At 66.2% G+C, this 19712-nt stretch carries 19 protein-coding genes; 11 read left to right on the forward strand and 8 right to left on the reverse strand.

Annotation, left to right across the window (positions count from 1 at the left end):
- Nucleotides 1–311: 311 nt before the first annotated feature.
- Entirely contained in the window at nt 312–1202 is an 891-nt protein-coding gene (locus BJA_RS33570; protein ID WP_011089367.1) for a DUF2147 domain-containing protein, read from the reverse strand.
- Nucleotides 1203–1399: 197 nt separating this feature from the next.
- On the opposite strand from BJA_RS33570, the gene BJA_RS33575 reads away from it, so the two are divergent.
- Both BJA_RS33575 and BJA_RS33580 read left to right on the forward strand, forming a co-directional pair.
- Entirely contained in the window at nt 1400–2161 is a 762-nt protein-coding gene (locus tag BJA_RS33575; protein ID WP_011089368.1) for a DUF2147 domain-containing protein, read from the forward strand.
- A 282-nt stretch (nt 2162–2443) separates the two neighbouring features.
- Nucleotides 2444–3886 (forward strand): FecR domain-containing protein, encoded by a 1443-nt coding sequence (locus tag BJA_RS33580; RefSeq protein ID WP_038966416.1) that lies wholly within the window; start codon nt 2444–2446, stop codon nt 3884–3886.
- Nucleotides 3887–4152: 266 nt separating this feature from the next.
- On the opposite strand, the gene BJA_RS33585 is transcribed toward BJA_RS33580, so the two are convergent.
- Both BJA_RS33585 and asd read right to left on the reverse strand, forming a co-directional pair.
- Nucleotides 4153–4716, reverse strand: a complete 564-nt coding sequence (locus tag BJA_RS33585; protein ID WP_011089370.1) for an NUDIX hydrolase — start codon at nt 4714–4716, stop codon at nt 4153–4155.
- A gap of 67 nt (nt 4717–4783) precedes the next feature.
- Nucleotides 4784–5647, reverse strand: coding sequence for an archaetidylserine decarboxylase (gene asd / locus BJA_RS33590; protein WP_011089371.1), 864 nt, complete (start codon nt 5645–5647; stop codon nt 4784–4786).
- 35 nt (nt 5648–5682) lie between these two features.
- Here asd and BJA_RS33595 point away from each other — a divergent pair, with 35 nt between their 5' ends.
- A complete protein-coding gene (locus BJA_RS33595; protein ID WP_011089372.1) occupies nt 5683–7347 on the forward strand; it encodes an aminotransferase class III-fold pyridoxal phosphate-dependent enzyme in 1665 nt (554 codons plus the stop codon).
- A gap of 281 nt (nt 7348–7628) precedes the next feature.
- Here the strand turns inward: BJA_RS33595 and BJA_RS33600 are convergent, their stop codons facing one another.
- The 3 genes from BJA_RS33600 to BJA_RS33610 form a co-directional block, all read right to left on the reverse strand.
- The gene (locus BJA_RS33600; protein WP_011089373.1) at nt 7629–8288 is read right to left on the reverse strand and encodes a hypothetical protein; all 660 of its coding nucleotides are present in this window, start codon (nt 8286–8288) and stop codon (nt 7629–7631) included.
- Nucleotides 8289–8550: 262 nt separating this feature from the next.
- On the reverse strand, nt 8551–9240 hold the full coding sequence (locus BJA_RS33605; protein ID WP_011089374.1) for a class I SAM-dependent methyltransferase: 690 nt from the start codon (nt 9238–9240) through the stop codon (nt 8551–8553).
- A gap of 33 nt (nt 9241–9273) precedes the next feature.
- A complete protein-coding gene (locus BJA_RS33610) occupies nt 9274–10326 on the reverse strand; it encodes a glycosyltransferase family 4 protein (RefSeq protein WP_038966415.1) in 1053 nt (350 codons plus the stop codon).
- Between the two features lie 275 nt (nt 10327–10601).
- Between BJA_RS33610 and BJA_RS33615 the strand changes: the two genes are divergently transcribed.
- The 3 genes from BJA_RS33615 (at nt 10602) to BJA_RS33625 (ending at nt 12416) form a co-directional block, all read left to right on the forward strand.
- Complete coding sequence (locus BJA_RS33615; RefSeq protein WP_038966419.1) at nt 10602–11318, forward strand: L,D-transpeptidase; 717 nt, start codon at nt 10602–10604, stop codon at nt 11316–11318.
- Between the two features lie 112 nt (nt 11319–11430).
- Complete coding sequence (locus tag BJA_RS33620) at nt 11431–11844, forward strand: c-type cytochrome (protein WP_038966418.1); 414 nt, start codon at nt 11431–11433, stop codon at nt 11842–11844.
- 233 nt (nt 11845–12077) lie between these two features.
- Entirely contained in the window at nt 12078–12416 is a 339-nt protein-coding gene (locus BJA_RS33625) for a GIY-YIG nuclease family protein (RefSeq protein ID WP_011089378.1), read from the forward strand.
- 114 nt (nt 12417–12530) lie between these two features.
- Here BJA_RS33625 and BJA_RS33630 read toward each other — a convergent pair whose 3' ends face one another.
- Nucleotides 12531–12809: a hypothetical protein gene (locus BJA_RS33630; RefSeq protein ID WP_011089379.1), complete on the reverse strand. Its 279-nt coding sequence runs from the start codon at nt 12807–12809 to the stop codon at nt 12531–12533.
- The gene (locus BJA_RS33635) at nt 12802–13596 is read right to left on the reverse strand and encodes a DUF899 domain-containing protein (protein ID WP_011089380.1); all 795 of its coding nucleotides are present in this window, start codon (nt 13594–13596) and stop codon (nt 12802–12804) included. Before BJA_RS33635 ends, BJA_RS33630 begins: the two co-directional genes overlap by 8 nt.
- 150 nt (nt 13597–13746) lie before the next feature.
- On the opposite strand from BJA_RS33635, the gene BJA_RS33640 reads away from it, so the two are divergent.
- The 5 genes from BJA_RS33640 to BJA_RS33660 all read left to right on the forward strand — a co-directional run bounded on the left by BJA_RS33640 (nt 13747) and on the right by BJA_RS33660 (nt 19703).
- Nucleotides 13747–14967 carry a hypothetical protein gene (locus BJA_RS33640; RefSeq protein WP_011089381.1) on the forward strand — a complete coding sequence of 407 codons (1221 nt, stop codon included), beginning with the start codon at nt 13747–13749 and terminating at the stop codon, nt 14965–14967.
- Between the two features lie 28 nt (nt 14968–14995).
- The gene (locus BJA_RS33645; RefSeq protein WP_038966417.1) at nt 14996–15634 is read left to right on the forward strand and encodes a Vgb family protein; all 639 of its coding nucleotides are present in this window, start codon (nt 14996–14998) and stop codon (nt 15632–15634) included.
- Between the two features lie 140 nt (nt 15635–15774).
- On the forward strand, nt 15775–17343 hold the full coding sequence (locus BJA_RS33650) for a DUF4403 family protein (protein ID WP_011089383.1): 1569 nt from the start codon (nt 15775–15777) through the stop codon (nt 17341–17343).
- Between the two features lie 135 nt (nt 17344–17478).
- Nucleotides 17479–18588 carry an ABC transporter ATP-binding protein gene (locus BJA_RS33655; RefSeq protein WP_011089384.1) on the forward strand — a complete coding sequence of 370 codons (1110 nt, stop codon included), beginning with the start codon at nt 17479–17481 and terminating at the stop codon, nt 18586–18588.
- A 56-nt stretch (nt 18589–18644) separates the two neighbouring features.
- Complete coding sequence (locus BJA_RS33660; protein WP_011089385.1) at nt 18645–19703, forward strand: ABC transporter substrate-binding protein; 1059 nt, start codon at nt 18645–18647, stop codon at nt 19701–19703.
- Nucleotides 19704–19712: the final 9 nt, after the last annotated feature.

Genomic DNA, 19712 nt, shown 5'->3' on the forward strand with positions numbered 1-19712 from the left:
GAGCGACAGCAAGGCTGACTTTTTCACAACGTGACTTTCTGTTAACCATGTTGGTTGGGCGCGCGAGCGGCGGGAGCCTGCTCCAGCGGAGCATCCTCCAGCGCAGGATTCTTGGGAGCCAGGATTCTTGGGAGCCAGTATTCTTGGGAGCAACGGCATGACGTTCGCCGGGAGACTGAGCGTGATCACCGCGTACCTCGCCATGGCCTTCGTCGGCGCCATCGTGCTCGGCATGATCTAGCGGCCATCGATCAACCACACCGGAGACCGCTTACCTTCCCCGGGAGGGCGAGCGTAAGCCGAGTGCATTGCTACGACCGCGCACCCCACTGCCGCGATGTCGTGGCCAACTGCTCCTGCGGCTCCTCAATGCGCGTCCAGTCGTTGCCGGAGCACCAGAAGCGGCCGAGTGCGCAGGCCTCGACGTAGAGCTTGCCGGGACTCTTCAGCGTCATCCTCGCATAATAGGTGTTGCCGGTGGAGCGGCTGTAGATGCTGCCGGTCCAGACGTCGTGTGATTTCTGCTTCATGTTGACGAGCACGCTCTCGCCCCTGCTCGACGCCTCGGTCAACGCATAGCCGCATAGCGCAGAGCCGCAGCGTTCGATGCGGACCGTGCCCTTGGCGCCGTCGCTTTCCCACTGCCCGAGTGGCATGCCGGGCGACTCGTCGTCACTGCGCTGTGCGATCGTGGTAGTCGGCTTGATCTCGAGCTTCGGCGCGACGACCGGCGGCTCCATGCGCGGCGGATCGAGCGCGATCGGCTTTGGCGGATCGACGCGCGACAGCTCGACCCGTGGCGGATTGGAGCTGAGGGCCTCGATCCTTGGTGCCTCGGATCTTGGCGCCGGCGGCAGCACAACGGGCTGCGACGTCGTCGCGGCGAGCACGGGCGGCGGCGCAGGTAGCGGCGCGACCGCAATCGCCTGTGGCGGCCGGGCCGGGGTTGCCGGATAGACCGGCAGCGGCGCCTGGACGACCGGCGGTGGGACAGGCGCAGCAGGCGTCGTGGCGACGTCCTCCGCCGGCCGAAAGCTGCGATTGGAGGAAATCGAGACGCAGGACGCGGACCGGCAATTCCTGGGCGCCTCGACATGGAACCGGTGGCCGCCGATCGAGAAGGAGTAGGAACCGGCCCGGGCTGAAGGCGCAACCGCCAGCAGCGCGATCAATATGCCAAGCGAAATCGCAAGCCGCGTCATCGGCGCCTCCCTCTCTCTGTCGCGACGAGGTTACGCGGGATGAAATGCGGCTGAGTGTGCGCTGGCTTACCCAGGCGCCACGGGTCCTTGTGATGTCCATCACGGAGGACGGGACGGGACGGGCGTAGGGTCGAACCACGCTTCATCCACCAGCGACTTCAGTCCAGATCGGGACCACGCATTTTCCGGAGGTTGTCATGAACAAGCTCACCGTCGCCGCCACCGCACTCCTCCTCGCGTCGACCGCGGCCGCGCATGCCGGCAATTCGATCTCGTTCCAGATCGAGGGTCAGCACATCCGCATCGAGACGCCGCGCAACTGCGCCTCGCTCAACTGCGTGACCATCGTCGCGCCGGGCCTGTCGGACAAACCGATCAAGCTGAACAACATCAACCTCAAGGGCCTTGGCTCCAAGGACGATGACGTCGACACCACGCCGGCTCCGGTGCAGCCGCAGCCCGTGCAGCAGGCGCCGGTCCAGGCGACCGCGCCGGCCGCGCCTGCGGTTGCCGCCCCCGCAGCTCCCGCCACGACGGTTGCCGCCGCTCCGTCCGTCGGCTTCGACAACACGGTGCAGCCCGCACCCGCCGCGGCTCCCGTTGCTGCGCCCGCGCCGGTCGCCGTTGCTCCCGCGCCCGCTCCGGCTCCGGTGGCCGCCGCGCCGGCGCCGGCCGCCAACACGCCGATCGGCGTCTGGGCGACCGAAGAGAACAAGGGCAATGTCCGCGTCGAGCAGTGCGGCGCTAGTCTGTGCGGCTACGCCGAGAAGACCAACGAGCGCATCCTGATCAACATGAAGCCCGAAGGCGCGAAGTGGAGCGGCCGCATCCACGACCCCGACTCAGGCCGCAACTACGACTCGACGATCGCGATGAAGGGCCCGAACGCGATGCGCGTGCAGGGCTGTGCCTTCGGCGGCATGTTCTGCGGCGGCCAGACCTGGAAGCGCGTGAGCTGACGCGCGGAGCGCGTCATCCCGGGGCGATGCGAAGCATCGAACTATGGTGCGCAATTGCGCACCTGGGGATCTCGCACCACAATTTCGAGATTCCGGGTTCGCGACTTTGTCGCGCCCCGGAATGATGAGCAAGAATAGAGCGCCACGTCCCTAACACGGGGACGTGGCGTTTGAACGTTCGCCCCGTCCATGCGACAGATGTTCATCCGCCATTCAGCTCAATCAGGCTGAAATCGGCCGATCTCGCCTCGCGTTTCTCACCGGGACTCCCTCGTGATTTCAATGGTGGCCTGGCGCCGCTTCGTGTTCGCGCTTCCGCTGCTGGCCTTGCCGCTGGCCGGCGCGAGCGTGGCTTGTGCATCCGATGCAATCGAGCTCGCACAGGCGCAGCCGCAGGCACAACCGGCGCCCGCCCCCTCCCCGACGCCCGCAGCTTCGCCGACACCGGCCGCGGACGCGCAATCCGCCGCCGTCGAGCCGATCGGCAACGTTGCGACCGTCACGGGGATCGCGACCGTGATCCGCGACAAGAATTCCTATCCGCTGCGCGTGCGCGACGACATCTATCTCAACGACGTCGTGCAGACCTCGTCGAACTCCTCGCTCGGCATCACCTTCAACGATGCGACCACGTTCAACCTCTCCGCCAGCGCCAGGATCACCATCGACAATTACGTCTATGAGGACGGCGGCAAGCAGAATTCGGCGATCTTCGACATCGGCAAGGGCACGGTTGCCTTCGTTGCGGCGGCGGTGGCGAAAACCGGCGACATGAAGATCGCGACGCCGACCGCGACGCTCGGCATCCGCGGCACCACCGGCGTCGTCGACGTGCCCGAGGGCGCGGCCGCGAGCAGCGCCAGCAACGTCAACATCAAGCTTTATCCCGACGCCGACGGCCGGGTCGGGCACATCGAGGTCAACGACCGCACCAGCGGCACTCGCCTCGGCGCGCTGACGCAAGCTGCAAGCGGCTTTGCGATCCGGCCGGGCGCCGGCGGCACAAGCGGCATGCGCTTTGCGGCCGTGCCGATCACCATTGCCCCGCAGCAGATCGCGCGCGACCGCAGCTTCGTCAGCCAGGTGCATCTGGCGCAGACCACGGGCCGCCAGATCGTCACCGAGCAGCGCGACTTCCGCCGCGCCAATCCGACCGCGATCAGCCGCATTCCGCGACCGGCGCAGCCGCCGCAGCAGCAGCAATTGCGGCCGACGACGGTGCCGGGCCAACAGCCGCAGCGGCCGAACGGTCAGCCTGGCCAGAACAACCGTCCGGGTCAGCAGCAGCCGGGCACGCCAAACCGGCAAGGCGCTCAGCCGCCGCAGCGGCAGGGCCAGGGACAACAAGGACAAGGCGGCGCGGTGCAGCCGGGTACGCCGCGCGCGGGCCAGCAGCAGCAGGGTCAGCGGCAAGGTGCGGGCCGGCCCGCCGGCGCACCTCGCACCGGACCCAGCGTCCAACCCGGCGGCACGCCGCAAACCCAGCCGCCGCGCGCCGGCCAGACTCCCGCACAGCCGGGAGGAGCCGTGCCGCCGCAGCCGGGTACGACACCGCAGCCGCAAGCGCCGCGCACCGGATTGCAGCCGGGCCAGCCGCCCGCAGTCCAGCAGCCCGGCGGCATCCAGCGCCAGGGCGGATTCCAGCAGCGCCCGCCCGCCGCACAACGCCCCGCAGCGCCGCGCAAGCCGGCGCCCGCTCCGAAGGAGAAGAAAGAGCGGCGGTAGGCATCGAGTGCGCCACATCGCCGGTGCGCTCCCTCGCCCCGTTCTTACGGGGGCGCGACGAGCTTCGCTCGCGCTGAGAGGGTTGAGGTGAGGGGCTGCTTCCGCGAGCTCGATTTCAATTGTCGGCGGAGCACCCAGCTCGATAATTGTCGTGCGTGTCGGATGGACTTCCATTTTTGCAACGGTGTACCCTGCCCCTCACCCGGATCGCTTGCGCGATCCGACCTCTCCCCGCTGAAGGGCGGGGAGAGGTAAGAAACGACGACTCACGCCTCGCCGCGCAGCCAGGCCTTCACCTTTTGCAACAGGCCGTGGCGCAGCTCTTCGACCGACGCAGCCTCGGCGGGCGTCAGCGTCTGCAAGGCTGCGTCGACGTCGTCGCTCGCCGGCCGCGGCTCGGGTGCGGCCGAAGATGCAAGGCCGGCGGCGGCGATCGCGATCGGGCCGATCTGGATCAGGAAGGCGCGCTCGTATTCGCGCGACAGGCGCGCGATCGCATCGTCCAGCGTCAGCCAGTCGACCGCCTTGATGTCGTTCATCAGCTTGCGGACCGGACCGCCCTCGGCCTCCATACGCCAGAAATGCACGACCTTGGAGCGGCCGCCCGACTGATAGACGAGCGTGCCCAGGAATTCGTGGATGGCGACCTCGTGACCGGTCTCTTCCAGCACCTCGCGGTGCGCGGCCTGTTTCGGCGTCTCGCCGTCGTCGAGCTTGCCCTTCGGCAAAACCCATTCGTTGCGCTTGCGCTGGCGCACGACCGCGACCAGCGGCGGCGCACCACGCCGTAGCACAATACCCCCCGCCGCCATCACCGGCGCCCGCGCCATCGCCCAATCCGTATCGATCTATTCGTCCCCGCCGACCATATAGGCGGCGGGGACGGCGGATTGAAGGCTACTTTCTCCTGAGCAGCGCTTGACCGGCGCGAATGCGAGTGCCCTCAGCGATGCCGTCGCAAAACGCAAAATCGCCGGGCGCGAGGATGATGATGGTCGAGCCGTGCTCGAACCAGCCGAGCTCCTCGCCCTTGCTCACGTTGACGTCGCAGGGGAAGTTGACCGGGCCCCTTGTCTGCGCGTTCAGCACCATGTCGAGGAAGTGCAGGCGGATGCTCGCGACGAGAATCGCTGCGACCGGCACCAGCGTCACCGCCTCGCCGGTGGACAGATGCGTGCGGATCACCGCGCGCTCGTTCTTGCAGAACAGGCGCTCGACCCGCTTCAGCGCGATCGGGTTGACGTTCCAGACATCGCCATGGATCAGCGTGACGCGCTCGATACGGGCGTCATAGGGCGCATGGAAGCGGTGATACATGCTCGAGGTCAGCCGCAGCGTGACGAATGATCCGTTGCGGTGCTGGTCGACCAGCGCGGAATCGCCCAGCAGATCGAGCAGCGAATAGGGCGCGCCCTTGACCTGGAACAGCTCGGTATCCGCGATCCGGCCATGCGCGCCGACGATGCCGTCGGAGGGGCTGGCGACAATGGATGGGTCGGGATCAAACGGACGCAGGCCCGGCTTCAGCTCCCGGGTGAAGCAGTCGTGCAGGCTCTTGAAATGCGTTTTCCGCGCCTCGGACAGGTCGAGATCGGAGAACAGCTTCCACAGCGCGATCGAGAAATCCCGCACCAACGGATTCTCGATCTTGGAGAACCAGCCCATGAAGCGGGTCAACGCGGCGCGGGGGATGCGGTTGGTCAACAGGAAGTTGAGGTCTTCCTGCTGGGTGAAAGAGGCGATGAGGGCTTTGACTGTCATGAATCTGTCAGCTCGCAGTATTAGCGCTTGTTGTCATGGAAACGACACTCCCGATTCTCTCGATGTCCGTGGCCGCCGCAGCGTCCGCTGCCGCCGCCTTCCCGAAGCTCAAGGCGCGGATCGAACTCTCCCGCGCCAAGCACCGCTCGCTCGCCGGGCACTCCAAGATGTCGCGCCGGGTGGCGCGGCTGCTCCCGTTCTACGAGTTCGGAGAGAACGACTATTTCTCCTGCGACGGCGCACCGGCGAACATCGCGGCCCAGCGCAAGGACGGCTTCTTCCGCCTCGCAAGCCTCTACGCCGAGCGCTATCCGAAGGGGCGCGCGATGACGAAGGAAGCCGCGGAAAAGATCTCCGACCTGAACTTCACCGAAAGCTACCGCGTGCCGTTCCAGTTCTCGCGCCTCGTCCGCGAGCACCTGGGCACCTCGACCTTCATGGAGTCTTCGCGCGGCGTCACCGTCACCGATGTCGACGGCAATACCTCCTACGACCTCACGGGGTCCTACGGCGTCAACATCTTCGGCAACGACTTCTACAAGGAGTGCATCGAGGGCTCCGAGAAGCGGGCGCACGCGCTGGGTCCCGTGCTCGGCCCCTACCACCCCGTCATCCTCGAGAACGTGGCGCGGCTGTGCCAGATCTCCGGCCTCGACGAGGTCTCCTTCCATATGTCCGGCACCGAAGCCGTGATGCAGGCGGTGCGGCTGGCGCGCTACCACACCAGGCGCACGCATCTCGTCCGCTTCGCCGGCGCTTATCACGGCTGGTGGGGCGATGTGCAGCCCGGCGTCGGCAATCCGCTTCCCGCGCACGAGACCTATACCCTCGCCGAGATGTCGGAGAAGACGCTGCATGTCCTGCGCACGCGCAAGGACATCGCCTGCGTGCTGGTCAATCCGCTCCAGGGCCTGCATCCGAACGCCAACGCGCCCGGCGATTCCTCGCTGGTCGACAGCTCCCGCGGCGGCAATTTCGATCGCGCGGCCTACACGGAATGGCTGAAGAAGTTGCGCGAAGTCTGCACCGAGCGCGGCATCGTGCTGATCTTCGACGAGGTCTTCGTCGGCTTCCGCCTCGCCGCGGGCGGCGCCCAGGAATACTTTGGCGTGCGCGCCGACATGGTGACCTACGGCAAGAGCCTCGCCGGCGGCCTGCCGGTCGGCGTCGTCTGCGGCAAACGCGAGCTGATGCGCCGCTTCCGCGACGATCGTCCCGCCGACATCTGCTTCGCGCGCGGCACCTTCAACTCGCATCCCTACGTCATGACGGCGATGGACGAGTTTTTGAGCCGGCTCGCCAGCCCGAACTTCCGCGCCATCTACGACGGCCTGGACGCGACCTGGAACGGCCGCGCGGAAAAGCTCAACCAGATGATGGAGGGCGCCGGCCTGCCGGTGCGGTTCGCCAACTTCTCGTCGATCTGGACGGTGAAATACACCACGCCGTCCCGCTACAACTGGATGCTGCAATACTATTTGCGCGCCGAAGGCCTGGCGCTGAGCTGGGTCGGCACCGGCCGGCTGATCTTCAGCCTGAACTACACCGACGCCGACTTCACCGAGGTCGCCGAACGCTTCATCCGTGCGGCCGGGAAGATGAAGGCCGACGGCTTCTGGTGGCACGACGGCGCGCTCACCAACAAGAACATCAAGCGGCAGATTTTGAAAGAGATGCTGGCCAAGCGTTTTGGGCGCTGAGGCTTTTCGCTGCGCCCCGAACACCGCCCTATCCTCCCCCTCTCCCCGCTTGCGGGGAGAGGGTTGGGGTGAGGGGGACTCACCGCGAGCGCGGTGAGAGTTGGCGAGCGATCGGCTAGCCACGCCCCCGCGGAGAGCCCCCCTCACCCGCCGCGCTACGCGCGTCGGCCTCTCCCCGCGCGCGGGGAGAGGCGAAAAGGCCCCCAAGACGTGGATGCCCGGGACGAGCCCGGGCATGACGCAACCATCAGACATCGGAGCGTTGTGTGTACGCAGCGCGCTCAGGCGTGCTGCTCTTCGAGCGCGGGCTCGGAGATCAGGCCCAGCGTGTGCTCGGGGTTGAGGTGCAGGCCGGGGTCCATCAGCTCGCCGCGCATCAGGGCGAGCGGCGCGCTGCGATAGAGCATCAGATCGTGGAAGGGGTCGGTCAGGATTTTGGTCATCCAGACAAGGCCGGTCTCGACGTCGCGGATGAAGAACAGGTGCACGGTACGGAACAGAAGACCGCCGCCGCCGACCACGAGCCAGATCTTGGCGACCTGCCGCATGAAGTCGGTCGCGCTCGCCCAGGGCGTGAACAGGCCGAACAGCGTCGGATCGGCAAGCAACACCAGCGGCGAGGCCGCCCAGATCGCCATCAGCACCACCTTGCGCTGAAGGTTGTAGCCGACCTTGATCTCTTCCTTGTACTCGTGCGTCGCCTGGTTGATGTGGTCGTAAGTGTGCGGCTCGAAGAAGAAGTGACCGGCCTGGCGCGAGGTCATCGAGACCAGCCAGCCGACCAGCGCCGAGATCACGGGATCGACGAACAGCCAGACATAGGCGAAGAGGAAGCTCAGCGCGCTGATGAAGTGCAGGCTCTGATTGATGCGGCTGTGGTGATAGTAGCGATGGTCGTCCCAGCGCTGAATCCGCAGCTGCTCGAGATAATTCTTGATCATGCTCTCCCCCAAAATGCTTTCGGGTACGGGATTACAGGGATTCGATGTACGCCGTGTGACATCATCATTTTGTCATGTGACGATGTGCAGCGGCGCGATGACGCACGTGTTACTCTCTCCCCTCATCCTGAGGAGCGCGGAACGCGCGTCTCGAAGGATGAAGGCCGAGGTGCAGCAGCACGGGCCTTCATGGTTCTCCGAGCGATGGGAAGCATCGTCCGGGAGACGGCGCTACGCGCCTCCTCACCATGAGGAGCAGCAGTCACGCGGCCTTGGCGACGTCGACCTTGCGGAAGCGCACCAGCGAGAAATGGCCGAGCGGCGGAATCAGGCGGCGCTCGGCGAGCTCGATGCCGGGGGCGCCGGCCAGCCACTTGGCATAGCGCGACCAGGCGAACTCGGCGGTGCGGAAGCCGAGCGGACGCACCACCGGCTGCAGCTTCTGCTCGATGAAACGGCGCATGCCGGCATCGGCGCTGACGCGGGTCAGGATGATCAGCTCGCCGCCCGGACGCAGCACGCGGGCGAATTCGTCCAGCGCCTTCTCCGGGTTCGGCACGGCGGTGACGACATATTGCGCCATTACGACGTCGAAGGAATTGTCGGGAAATTCGAGCTTCTCGGCATCCATCACCGCAAGCCCTTCGACGTTCTTCAGCTTGCCTTCGGCGACGCGCTGGCGCGCCTTGTCGAGCATCGCTTCCGAAATGTCGGTGCCGAAGATGCGCAGGTTCGGGGCGTAGAGCGGCAGCGAGATGCCGGTGCCGACGCCGACCTCGAGCACGCGGCCGCCGATCTTGTTGGTGGCTGCGATCGCGGCCTGCCGGCCCTTGGCGAACACGCCGCCGAACACGAGATCGTAGACGGGCGCCCAGCGATCGTAGGCCTGCTCGACCGTGCCGCGGGTGAGGTCGAGCTGCTGGGTGCCGTCAAGGTTCATGATCTTAGCCATCGGTGAGGTTCTCGCTGGGGTTCAAAGGGTGGATCAACCGCGCACCGGCCGCCGCGCCATCACCGGCGAGGCGCGCAAGGCGCGGCTGGGCTGAAGTGAGGTGAGATTTCCGACGAACTGGCGCGCGCTGTTCTCCCAGGAGCGCTCCAGCGCAAAATTGCGGCAGGTCTTGCGCGACATGGTGAGTGCGCGGAGGCACGCGGTGCGCAGATCGTGGTCGATCGCACCGATCGGATGATCGGCGATGACGTCCTTCGGGCCCGTCACCGGGAACGCCGCAACCGGCGTGCCGCAGGCGAGCGCCTCGAGCTGCACCACGCCAAAGGTGTCGGTGAGGCTCGGAAACACGAAGACGTCGGCCGCGGCAAGATGCGCGGTCAGATCCGCGCCCTTCTTCTCACCGAGGAAGACCGCGTCCGGATATTTCTTTTCGAGCGCCGCCTTCTGCGGGCCGTCGCCGACGACGACCTTGGTGCCGGGCAGGTCCAGCGCGAGGAACGCTTCGAGATTTTTCTCCACCGCAACACGGCCCATGGTCATGAAGATCGGGCGCGGCAGATCGAGCTTGGCCGGAGCGTCCGGGTGGAACAGCTCGGTGTTGACGCCGCGCGTCCAGAAGCCGAGCCGCTTGAAGCCGCGCTCGGAGAGCTCCTGCCGCAGCGACGGCGTCGCCACCATGGTCATGGCGGCGGCATCGTGGAAGTGGCGCAGCACGGCATAGCCGACGCTCGCAGGGATGCCGGTCCGCACCGAGACATATTCCGGAAAGCGCGTGGTGTAGGAGGTGGTGAAGGCGAGCCGGTTGCGGCGGCAATAGGCCCGCGCGGCCCAGCCGATCGGCCCTTCGGTCGCGATGTGCAGCGCTTCCGGTGCGGCCTTCTCGATCCGCCGCGCGATCTCCTTAGCGCTCGGCAGCGCAATACGCAGGCCCGGATAGGTCGGCAGCGGCCACGACGGAAAGCCTTCCGGCGTGAGGAAGTCGATCTCGACGTCGAGCGCCTTGGCGGCGCCCGCCAGCGAGGTGAGCGTCCGGACCACCCCGTTAACCTGCGGATGCCAGGCGTCAGTCGCGATTAATACCCGCATGGGGAAATCCCGAGAGTTTGATGATTCTCGGCTTTGGACCATCAACCACGGATATTTCAGGCGTGTGACGTCACAGAAGTGTCGGCCCGGTGTTTTGTTCGTTAACGGACCCACGCGGCCACGAAACTGTCATGAAACAATCCTTGCCGCGATGAAACCGTTTTCGGTTTTCCGCGCAAACGTCCCGAAACTTCTTTCCGTTAGTGATCCAGGCAACAGAGCACCGCAACGGTGCCGGGGTGACCACGAACACCCGCGCAAACAGGGGCGATCACATGTTCAATCTGGACACGTTCAAGACGTACTCGCGCGCCGTTGCTTTCAGTGCAGTGGCGATCTCCGCAATCGCATTCGCAGGCCCGGCCAAGGCCGCGCCGGTGCAGCTCTTCCCCTTCTTCCAGCCGCTGCCCCCGATGGCCGCGCCGCAGCCGATGCAGCCCTATCAGCCCTACCAGGCGCCGACCTATCAGAGCGCGCCCTCCGAGGATCAGGACGCGGTCGAGATGCCGGCCCGCTTCCGCCGCCAGACCGTCTCCTACGCGACGCGCGAAGCGCCGGGCACCATCATCATCGATACGCCCAACACCTATCTCTATTACGTGCTGGGCAACGGCCAGGCCGTTCGCTACGGCATCGGCGTCGGCCGCGACGGCTTCACCTGGTCCGGCGTCCAGTCGGTGACCAAGAAGGCCGAGTGGCCGGATTGGACCCCGCCGCCGGAGATGATCGCCCGCCAGCCCTATCTGCCGCGCCACATGGCCGGCGGCCCCGGCAACCCGCTCGGCGCCCGCGCCATGTATCTCGGCGGCACCATCTACCGCATCCACGGCACCAACGCGCCGGACACGATCGGCAAGCACGTCTCCTCAGGCTGCATCCGCCTGACCAACGATGACGTCACCGACCTCTACTCCCGAGTCAACGTCGGCACCAAGGTGATCGTGCTGCCGATGACCGAGCGCCGCGCGGAGCTCGGCGCCGCGACCCGCTAAAGCGACAGGACATTGTGACGCAAACGGCCCCGGAACCCACCGGGGCCGTTTTCGTTGGCCCTCGCAATCCCGATGCGCGCCTGTTGCGGCGCGATCCCCGATGGAGGCGCAGATGCAATCCCGCCTGCAAACCTCGCCGAGCCGATGGCTGCACCCGATCGCCGGCGCATTGACGCTGCTCCTGTCCGCGCCGTCTTCGCTCGCCCAGCAGCCGGCGAACGACGAGGTAGCTCAGCAGGCGTTCAACAATTCCTGCCGCACCTGCCACTCGGTGAAGGAGGGCGACAATCGTCTGGGCCCCAATCTCAGCAAGATTGTGGGACGGAAGGCAGGCTCGCTGCCCGACTACAACTACTCTCCGTCGATGAAGGAAGCCGGCTTCGTCTGGGACCAGGACAAGCTCACCCGCTTCATGGTCAAGCCAGATGAAGTTGTCTCCGGCAACAAGATGCAGCCCTATGGCGGCGTCTCCGCGGAAGAAGCGGCCAAGGTGCTTGCGTATCTGCAGGCGGCGGGCGCGCAATAGCGGCGCCGGTGCCACGTGTTGAGGCCCGCATCGGAAATCGCAGCGCATCCTTCGCGACGCCCACCTTCGGCGGGCCCTCGGGATGAGGACTGAGTGTTTGGCTTCAAATAATTCCCGAGGCGTCCGTTAGCTCGAACAACCACGACTCATCTCTTGCACCAAGCCGCAGATGCCAGTTAGCCTCATCCTGAGGAGACCGCGAAGCGGTCGTCTCGAAGGACGAGGCGTGCACGATGACTGAAGGCGTGTGGCTCTACATTCTCAGATGCACCGATGGCAGCTACTACATCGGTACAACACGAACCGAACTCGAAATCAGGATCGCGCAGCACAACACCGGCGCGTTCGCGGGCTATACAAAGTCACGCAGGCCAGTGACGCTCGTATTCTCGCAATGGTTCGACAGGGTCACGGACGCGATCGAATGCGAACGCAAACTCAAGAAATGGAGCCGCGCCAAGAAGGAAGCCTTCATGCGCGGCGATTTTGCCGAGCTGCATGAATTGGCGAAGCGCGGATCACATCATCCTTCGAGACGCCCGCCTGCGGCGGGCCTTCAGGATGAGGGCTAAGTGTGCGGCGACACTTTGCTGAAGCACGGATGCCAGTTGATCCTCATCCTGAGGAGCCGCGTCAGCGGCGTCTCGAAGGCCAAGGCGTGCACGGGATAGCCTCTCACCCGCCTCTCACCCGCCGCCCGCCCCTCGCCACTCCGCGATCAGCCTCAGCCACGCCGCCGCATGAAACGCGCTCATCAAGAGATACATCGGCACCATGCCGCCGAGCAGAGAGCCCTGCCCAGCGCCGCACAGCATGTCCGCCGGGCCGCCGCCGAGCGCGGCGGTCAGCATGGCCATGACCGCGAAGGTCGGCGTCGCCGCCAAGGCCAGCCATCTGGCGAGGCGGCGCGCGGCAGTCACGCCATCGCAGCTGGCGGGCGCAGTTGCGCTGACGGGACTAGTCACGACCTTCCGCGGCCTCCTCGCGAAACGCCTTCTCGCCGGCGTCCGTGACCTCGACCCATTTCTTGTCGGGCGCAGCGCCCTCGACATAGCTGTCGTGCCAGTTCCACCATTTGTAGGTCGGCGTCTGCGGATAGCCCTTGGGTGAATCCTCCCACACCTCCTGCCGGCCGAGCGGCGTGATGTCGAGATAGTTCCAGGTACCGCCCATCTGCTCGTCGCCGCGGCTCTTGACGAAATAGGTGCGGAAGATGCGCGTCCCGTCGCGGTAGAACACGTTGGTGCCGTGCCACTCGTCCACGCCGAAATCGGCATCGAAGCTGTCGGTGATGGTGACCCACGGCATGGTCCAGCCCATCCGCTTCTTCAGCCTGGCGATATCGGCCTGCGGCGCGCGCGAGGCGAACACCAGCGTGGTGTCGCGGGCGTTCAGGTGCGAGACATGGGCGACCTGGTCGGCGACCATCGAGCAGCCGCGGCAGGCATGATCCGGCCAGCCAAACACGCCGGGCTCGAAGAAGGCCCGGTAGACGATCAGCTGCCGCCGGCCCTGGAACAGGTCGGGCAGAGTGACCTTGCCGCCGGGCCCCTCGAACGCATAGGTTTTGTCCACGACCATCCACGGCATGCGCCGGCGCTCGGCGGCCAGCGCGTCGCGGGCGCGGGTATGCGCCTTTTCCTTCACGAGCAGTTGCTGACGGGCTGCCTCCCAGTCCTGCGGCGACACCACCGGCGGTGTTTGCATGGCGGCCTGTCCGTTACTTCCTGCTTTTTCTGCTGACGTCATCATGGCTCTCAAAACCTCTCTCCTGGGTGCTCATTCCGCGTCGCGCTATGACAGACGTGGAACCGCTCGCCCCTCACCGCACATTGTCGGCCGTCAACGATTTCTGGCACCAAGCGGTTGCGTGGTGGGAGTAACAAGTGTGGCGGGATTGAAATGGAGTCGCTGATCACGGCCGCGGCGCGCGCGCTCGAAGCCGGCGATCCGCTCGGCGCGCTGAACCGTGTCGCCTTGCGCAACGATGCCCCGTCGCTGGCGCTGCGCGGCATCGCGATGGCGCAGCTCGGCGATCTCGCCAAGGCGAAGACGCTGCTGCGGAGCGCCGCGCGTGCCTTCGGTCCGAGAGAGGCGGTCGCACGCGCAAGATGCGTCGTGGCGGAAGCCGAGATCGCGCTCGTCTCGCGCGACCTGAGCTGGCCGGCGAAGACACTCGCGGCCGCGCGGGCGACGCTCGAAAAGCATGGCGATCTCGCCAATGCCGCCCATGCCGGCCACATCGAGGCGCGCCGTCTCCTCCTCCTCGGGCGCATCGACGAGGCCGAGCGCACGCTGGCCGAGGTCGGCAGCGCATCGCTCCCGCCTGCGTCCCAGGTGGCGCGCGAGCTGGTGGTCGCGGGCATCGCGATCCGACGGCTCAGGACGGAAACCGCGCGCACGGCACTCAGCCGCGCGGCAGAAGCAGCGCGGCTGGCAGGGATCCCGGCACTGTCGGCCGAGGTCGACAGCGCGAACCGCATCCTCGACACGCCGGCCGCGCGCCTGATCGCGCGCGGCAGCGAACACCCGTTACTGCTCGGAGAGGTCGAAAGACTGGCGACCTCGACGGCGCTCGTCGTCGACACCTTCCATCATGTGGTGCGCAGGCAAGGCGTTGCCGTGTCGCTCGGAACGCGGCCGGTGCTGTTCGCGCTCGCCCGTCTTCTGGCGCAGGCCTGGCCCGCGGATGTCTCGCGAGAGACGCTGATATCAGGTGCGTTCCGGGCGAAGCACGCCGATGAATCGCATCGCGCGCGATTGCGCGTCGAGATCGGGCGGCTGCGCACCCAGCTCAAGCCGCTGGCCGAAATCAGCGCGACGAAGCCGGGTTTCGTGCTGGCGCCGCGCAAGACGCGCGACGTCCTGGTGCTGGCCCGGCCGGTCGAGGAGAAGCACGCAGCCGTCCTCGCCTTCCTCTCCGATGGCGAGCCGTGGTCGAGCTCGGCGCTCGCGCTGGCGCTGGGAACCAGCGCGCGCACGGTGCAGCGCGCGCTCGAGGAGCTCGCGCGATCGAACAAGGTGCAGTCGTTCGGACACGGACGGGCGCGCCGCTGGATGACCCCGCCCGTCCCGGGCTTCCCGACAGGCTTGTTACTCCCGGGACCGCTGCTGAAGACGTAAGGTGGATCAGTTCACAGGGATCAAGCACATGAAACGTTCAGCCGCCGAGATCGTCAGGGAGTACGGGCCCTTTCCGGGTGTCGAGGCCGTGCACGGCGTGACCTATGACGGCACGCATGTCTGGTTCGCATCCGGCGACAAGCTGAACGCGGTCGATCCGGCCAGCGGCAAGCTCACACGCTCGATCGATGTCGCCGCGCACGCCGGGACGGCGTTCGACGGCCGGCACCTGTTCCAGATCGCCGAGGACCGCATCCAGAAGATCGACGCCGCGACCGGCAAGGTGGTGAACACCATCCCGGCGCCCGGCGGTGGTGGCGATTCCGGACTTGCCTGGGCGGAGGGTTCGCTGTGGGTCGGTCAATATCGGGAGCGCAAGATCCATCAGATCGATCCGGAGACCGGGGCGGTGCTCCGCACCATCGAGAGCAAGCGCTTCGTGACCGGGGTGACGTGGGTCGACGGCGAGCTCTGGCACGGCACCTGGGAGGGCGATGACAGTGACATCAGGCGGATCGACCCGGAGAGCGGCAAGGTGCTGGAGCAGCTCGACCTGCCGGCGGGCACGATGGTCTCGGGCCTGGAGTCTGACGGCGGTGACCGTTTCTACTGCGGTGGCGGAGATCGCGGCAATGTGAGAGCGGTCCGCCGTCCGCGGCGCGGCTAGCCCCGCGATGACGGCCTGAATGTGCGGCAACGGTGCGCACGCGGCCGTTAACACATTCGCCCCAATTCCACCCCATCGATGCGCTCTAGCGCCCTCCTCTCCCGCCCTGTAGAATCCCTCGCGGGCGGCCTGGGGGTGAGATGCGTCTGGCGTTGAATTTCAAGACTATCCTGATTGCCGTGGCGGTGCTCGCGGCGTCGTTCTTCATCAGCCTGAAGGCGATGGACTGGCTGTCGCCGCGCGCGACCAATTCCGCGCCCCCGGTCGCACAGCTGCCGCCGCTGCCGCCGGCCTCGAAGAGCTCGATCGTGGTCGCGCCGGTCGCCATCGCGATCTCGGCGATCCGCGAGCAGGCCGAGAAGGCCGCGCCGCGCAATTTCGCCGGCAAGGCCGACAATCCGATCTCGCAGATCCTGGAGAACGCCGACATCGGTTGGTCCGCCGTGCGCGGACCGATGGCGGCTGCCGGCGACAAGGACGTGCTGACCATCTCGACGCCGCTCAGCGGCAAGCTGAACGTGACGGGCTCGCTGTCCGCCAAAGCCACGGGCGCACTCGGCGACGCGCTCGGCAGCGTGCTCGGCGGTGACGCGGCGAAACGGATCGGCGCGGTCAACATCAAGAACTTGAACGCCAGCGCCGAGATCAAGGGCAACGTCATCGTCACCTCGCGTCCGAAGCTCGCGGCCAACTGGCATCTCGAGCCCAATCTCGGGGCGCAGGTCAATCTCGGCGACACCAACCTCAACGTCTCCGGCGCCAAGGTCAACGTGCCGGCGCAGGTCAAGCCGCTGATCGACAAGAACGTCGGCGAGCAGATCAACATCGTCTCCGAGCGCATCCGCAACGATCCGTCGCTGCGGGAGAATGCCGAGCTGCAATGGGCCAAGGCCTGCCGTACGATCCCGCTGCAAGGCTCGGGCTCGTCGGCAGCGCTGCCGCCGCTCTGGCTCGAGATGAAGCCGACCCGCGCCATCGCCGCGCAGCCGCGCGTCGACGCCCAGAACGTAACGCTGCTGCTTGGCCTCGAGCTGGAGACGCGGGTGACCTCGACGCCGTCCAAGCCGGACTGCCCGTTCCCCGACAAGATCTCGATCGTGCCGCCGACCGGCACCGGCGTGAGCATCGGCGTGCCGATCGACGTGCCCTTCACCGAGATCAACAAGCTGATTGCGGCGCAGATGGTCGGCCACACCTATCCCGAGGACGGCTCGGGCCCGGTCGACGTCACCGTGAAGAGCGTCAACGTGGTTCCGTCCGGCGACCGGTTGCTGATCTCCCTTCTGGTGCGCGCGAAAGAAAAGAAGAGCTGGCTCGGCCTCGGCGCCGAGGCGACCGTGCATATCTGGGGCCGGCCGATGCTCGACCAGGCGCAGCAGACGCTGCGGCTCGCCGACATCCAGCTCGCGGTGGAATCCGAGGCGGCCTTCGGGCTGCTCGGCGCGGCGGCGCGCGCGGTGGTGCCGCAGATGCAGCAGGCGCTGGTGCAGAAGGCGACGCTCGATCTGAAGCCGATCGCCGCCAACGCCCGCGAGAAGATCGCGGCCGCGATCGCCGACTACCAGAAGAGCGAGGACGGCCTCAAGGTCGACGCGAAGATCGACAGCCTGACGCTCGCCGACATCGCCTTCGATTCCAAGACGCTGCGCGTGGTCGCGGAAGCCGGCGGCTCGCTCAACGTGTACGTGACGAAGCTGTCGGGGATGTAGCGCGTCTTCACTCACCAAGCCCGCGCGTGTCTTCGTCGCTTGCGCCGCTAGCATTCTCATCGGAGGATGCTAAGCTGTTCTTCGCAACCTCGAACGAGGTCCTGACAGCACTGTAGCCGATGACGCGAGGACAACATGGAAGCCGGCATGGTCACGCTTGCGCCGGCACTGGTGCGATTTTCCGGCATACAGAAGACCTATGATGGCGAGCACCTCGTGGTGAAGAACCTCGACCTCGACATCAGGAAGGGCGAGTTCATCACCCTGCTCGGCCCGTCGGGCTCGGGCAAGACGACCACGCTGATGATGCTGGCTGGCTTCGAGGTTCCGACCCATGGCGAGATCTATCTCGCAGACCGGCCGATCAAGAACATGCCGCCGCACAAGCGCGACATCGGCATGGTGTTCCAGAACTATGCCTTGTTTCCGCACCTGACGATCGCGGAGAATATCGCCTTCCCGCTCTCCGTCCGCAAAATCAACAAGGCGGAAGCGCAGGAGCGCGTCAGGGCGGCGCTCCGCATGATCAAGATGGAAACCCTGGCGCACCGGCGGCCCGGGCAGCTGTCCGGCGGTCAGCAGCAGCGCGTGGCGCTCGCCCGCGCGCTGGTTTTCAATCCGCAACTCGTGTTGATGGACGAGCCCCTTGGCGCCCTCGACAAGCGCCTGCGGGAGCAGATGCAACTCGAAATCAAGCAACTGCACGAGACGATGGGCATCACCGTCGTCTACGTCACCCACGATCAGAGTGAAGCGCTCACCATGTCGGACCGCATTGCCGTGTTCAACGACGGCATCGTGCAGCAGATCGACAGGCCCGACGCGCTGTATGAGCATCCGGTGAACAGCTTCGTCGCTCACTTCATCGGCGAGAACAATGTGCTGGCCGGCACCGTCGAGACGGTCGACAAGGACTATTGCCGCGTCGCGCTGGCGGGCGGCGGCGCCGTCACCGCACGGGCGGTCAATGTATCAGGCGCGGGCGCATCGACCTCCCTGTCGGTGCGGCCGGAGCGCGTCGCCATTGTCCCGGACGGCACCTCCAGCGAAGGACCGAACCGGCTGCCGGCCAGGGTGCAGAACACCATCTATCTCGGCGACCACGCGCTGGCCGTGCTCGATGTCGCCGGCAACGGGGAGTTCATGGTCAAGCTTCAGCCGGGGGCGCATCACAGTCTCATTCCTGGCGAAAGCGTGTTCATCACCTTCCGGCCCGAAGATTGCCTCGCCCTCGATCCTGTTTGATCCGAACCTGCAACGATCAACGTCAACGTAACGCACATGAAGAAGGAACAAGGACCATGCTGAAGCGCAAAACTGGCAGGATTGCTCTGGGTTTCGTCGCGGCATTCAGCGCCAGCGCTGCGCTGGCCACGGTCGCACAGGCGCGTGATCTCACCGTCGTGTCGTGGGGCGGCGCGTATCAGGATGCGCAGAAGAAGGTCTATTTCGAGCCGTTCAAGAAGGCGGCCGGGGCTCCGATGAACGACGAGTCCTGGGACGGCGGTGTCGGCGTGCTGCGCGCCAAGGTGCAGGGTGGTGCCGCCACCTGGGACGTCGTGCAGGTGGAGAGCGACGAACTTGCGGTCGGCTGCGAGGAAGGCCTGTTCGAGAAGCTTGACTATTCCAGGATCGGGGGCGAAGCCGCCTATATCCCGCCGTCGGTCAACGCTTGCGGCGTCGGCGCCATCCTCTACGATTTCGTTCTCGGCTACGACAAGGACAAGCTGAAGCAGGCCCCGAGCGGCTGGGCCGACTTCTTCGACACCAAGAAGATTCCGGGCAAGCGCGCCTTGCGTCAGGGCCCGAAGACCACGCTGGAGATCGCCCTCATGGCCGACGGCGTCGCGCCGAAGGACGTCTACAAGGTGCTGGCGACCGACGAAGGCGTCGAGCGCGCGTTCAAGAAGCTGGACACCATCAAGGGCGACATCGTCTGGTGGAAGGCCGGCGCGCAGCCGCCGCAACTGCTCGCCTCCGGCGAGGTGGCCATGACCTCGGTCTACAATGGCCGCATCGACACCGCGAACAAGAACGAGAAGAAGAATTTCGGCATGGTGTGGGACGGCGCGCTCTTCACCCTCGACAGCTGGGTCATCCTGAAGGGTAGCCCGAACAAGGACGCGGCCTACAAATTCCTGGACTTTGCAGGCAAGGCGGAGAACCAGTCAAAACTGTCGGAGAACATTGCCTATGGCACCTCGAACAAGGACGCAGCCGCTCTGCTCGCGCCCGCCGTTCTGAAGGACCTGCCGACAGCGCCTGACAACATCAAGAACGCGGTCGAGATCAACGTTGCCTTCTGGCTCGAGAACATCGACCGCTTGACCGAGCGCTTCAACAAATGGGCCGCGAAATAGCGCGCCCCG

The organism is Bradyrhizobium diazoefficiens USDA 110 (assembly GCF_000011365.1).
In the GTDB taxonomy this organism is placed as follows: domain Bacteria; phylum Pseudomonadota; class Alphaproteobacteria; order Rhizobiales; family Xanthobacteraceae; genus Bradyrhizobium; species Bradyrhizobium diazoefficiens.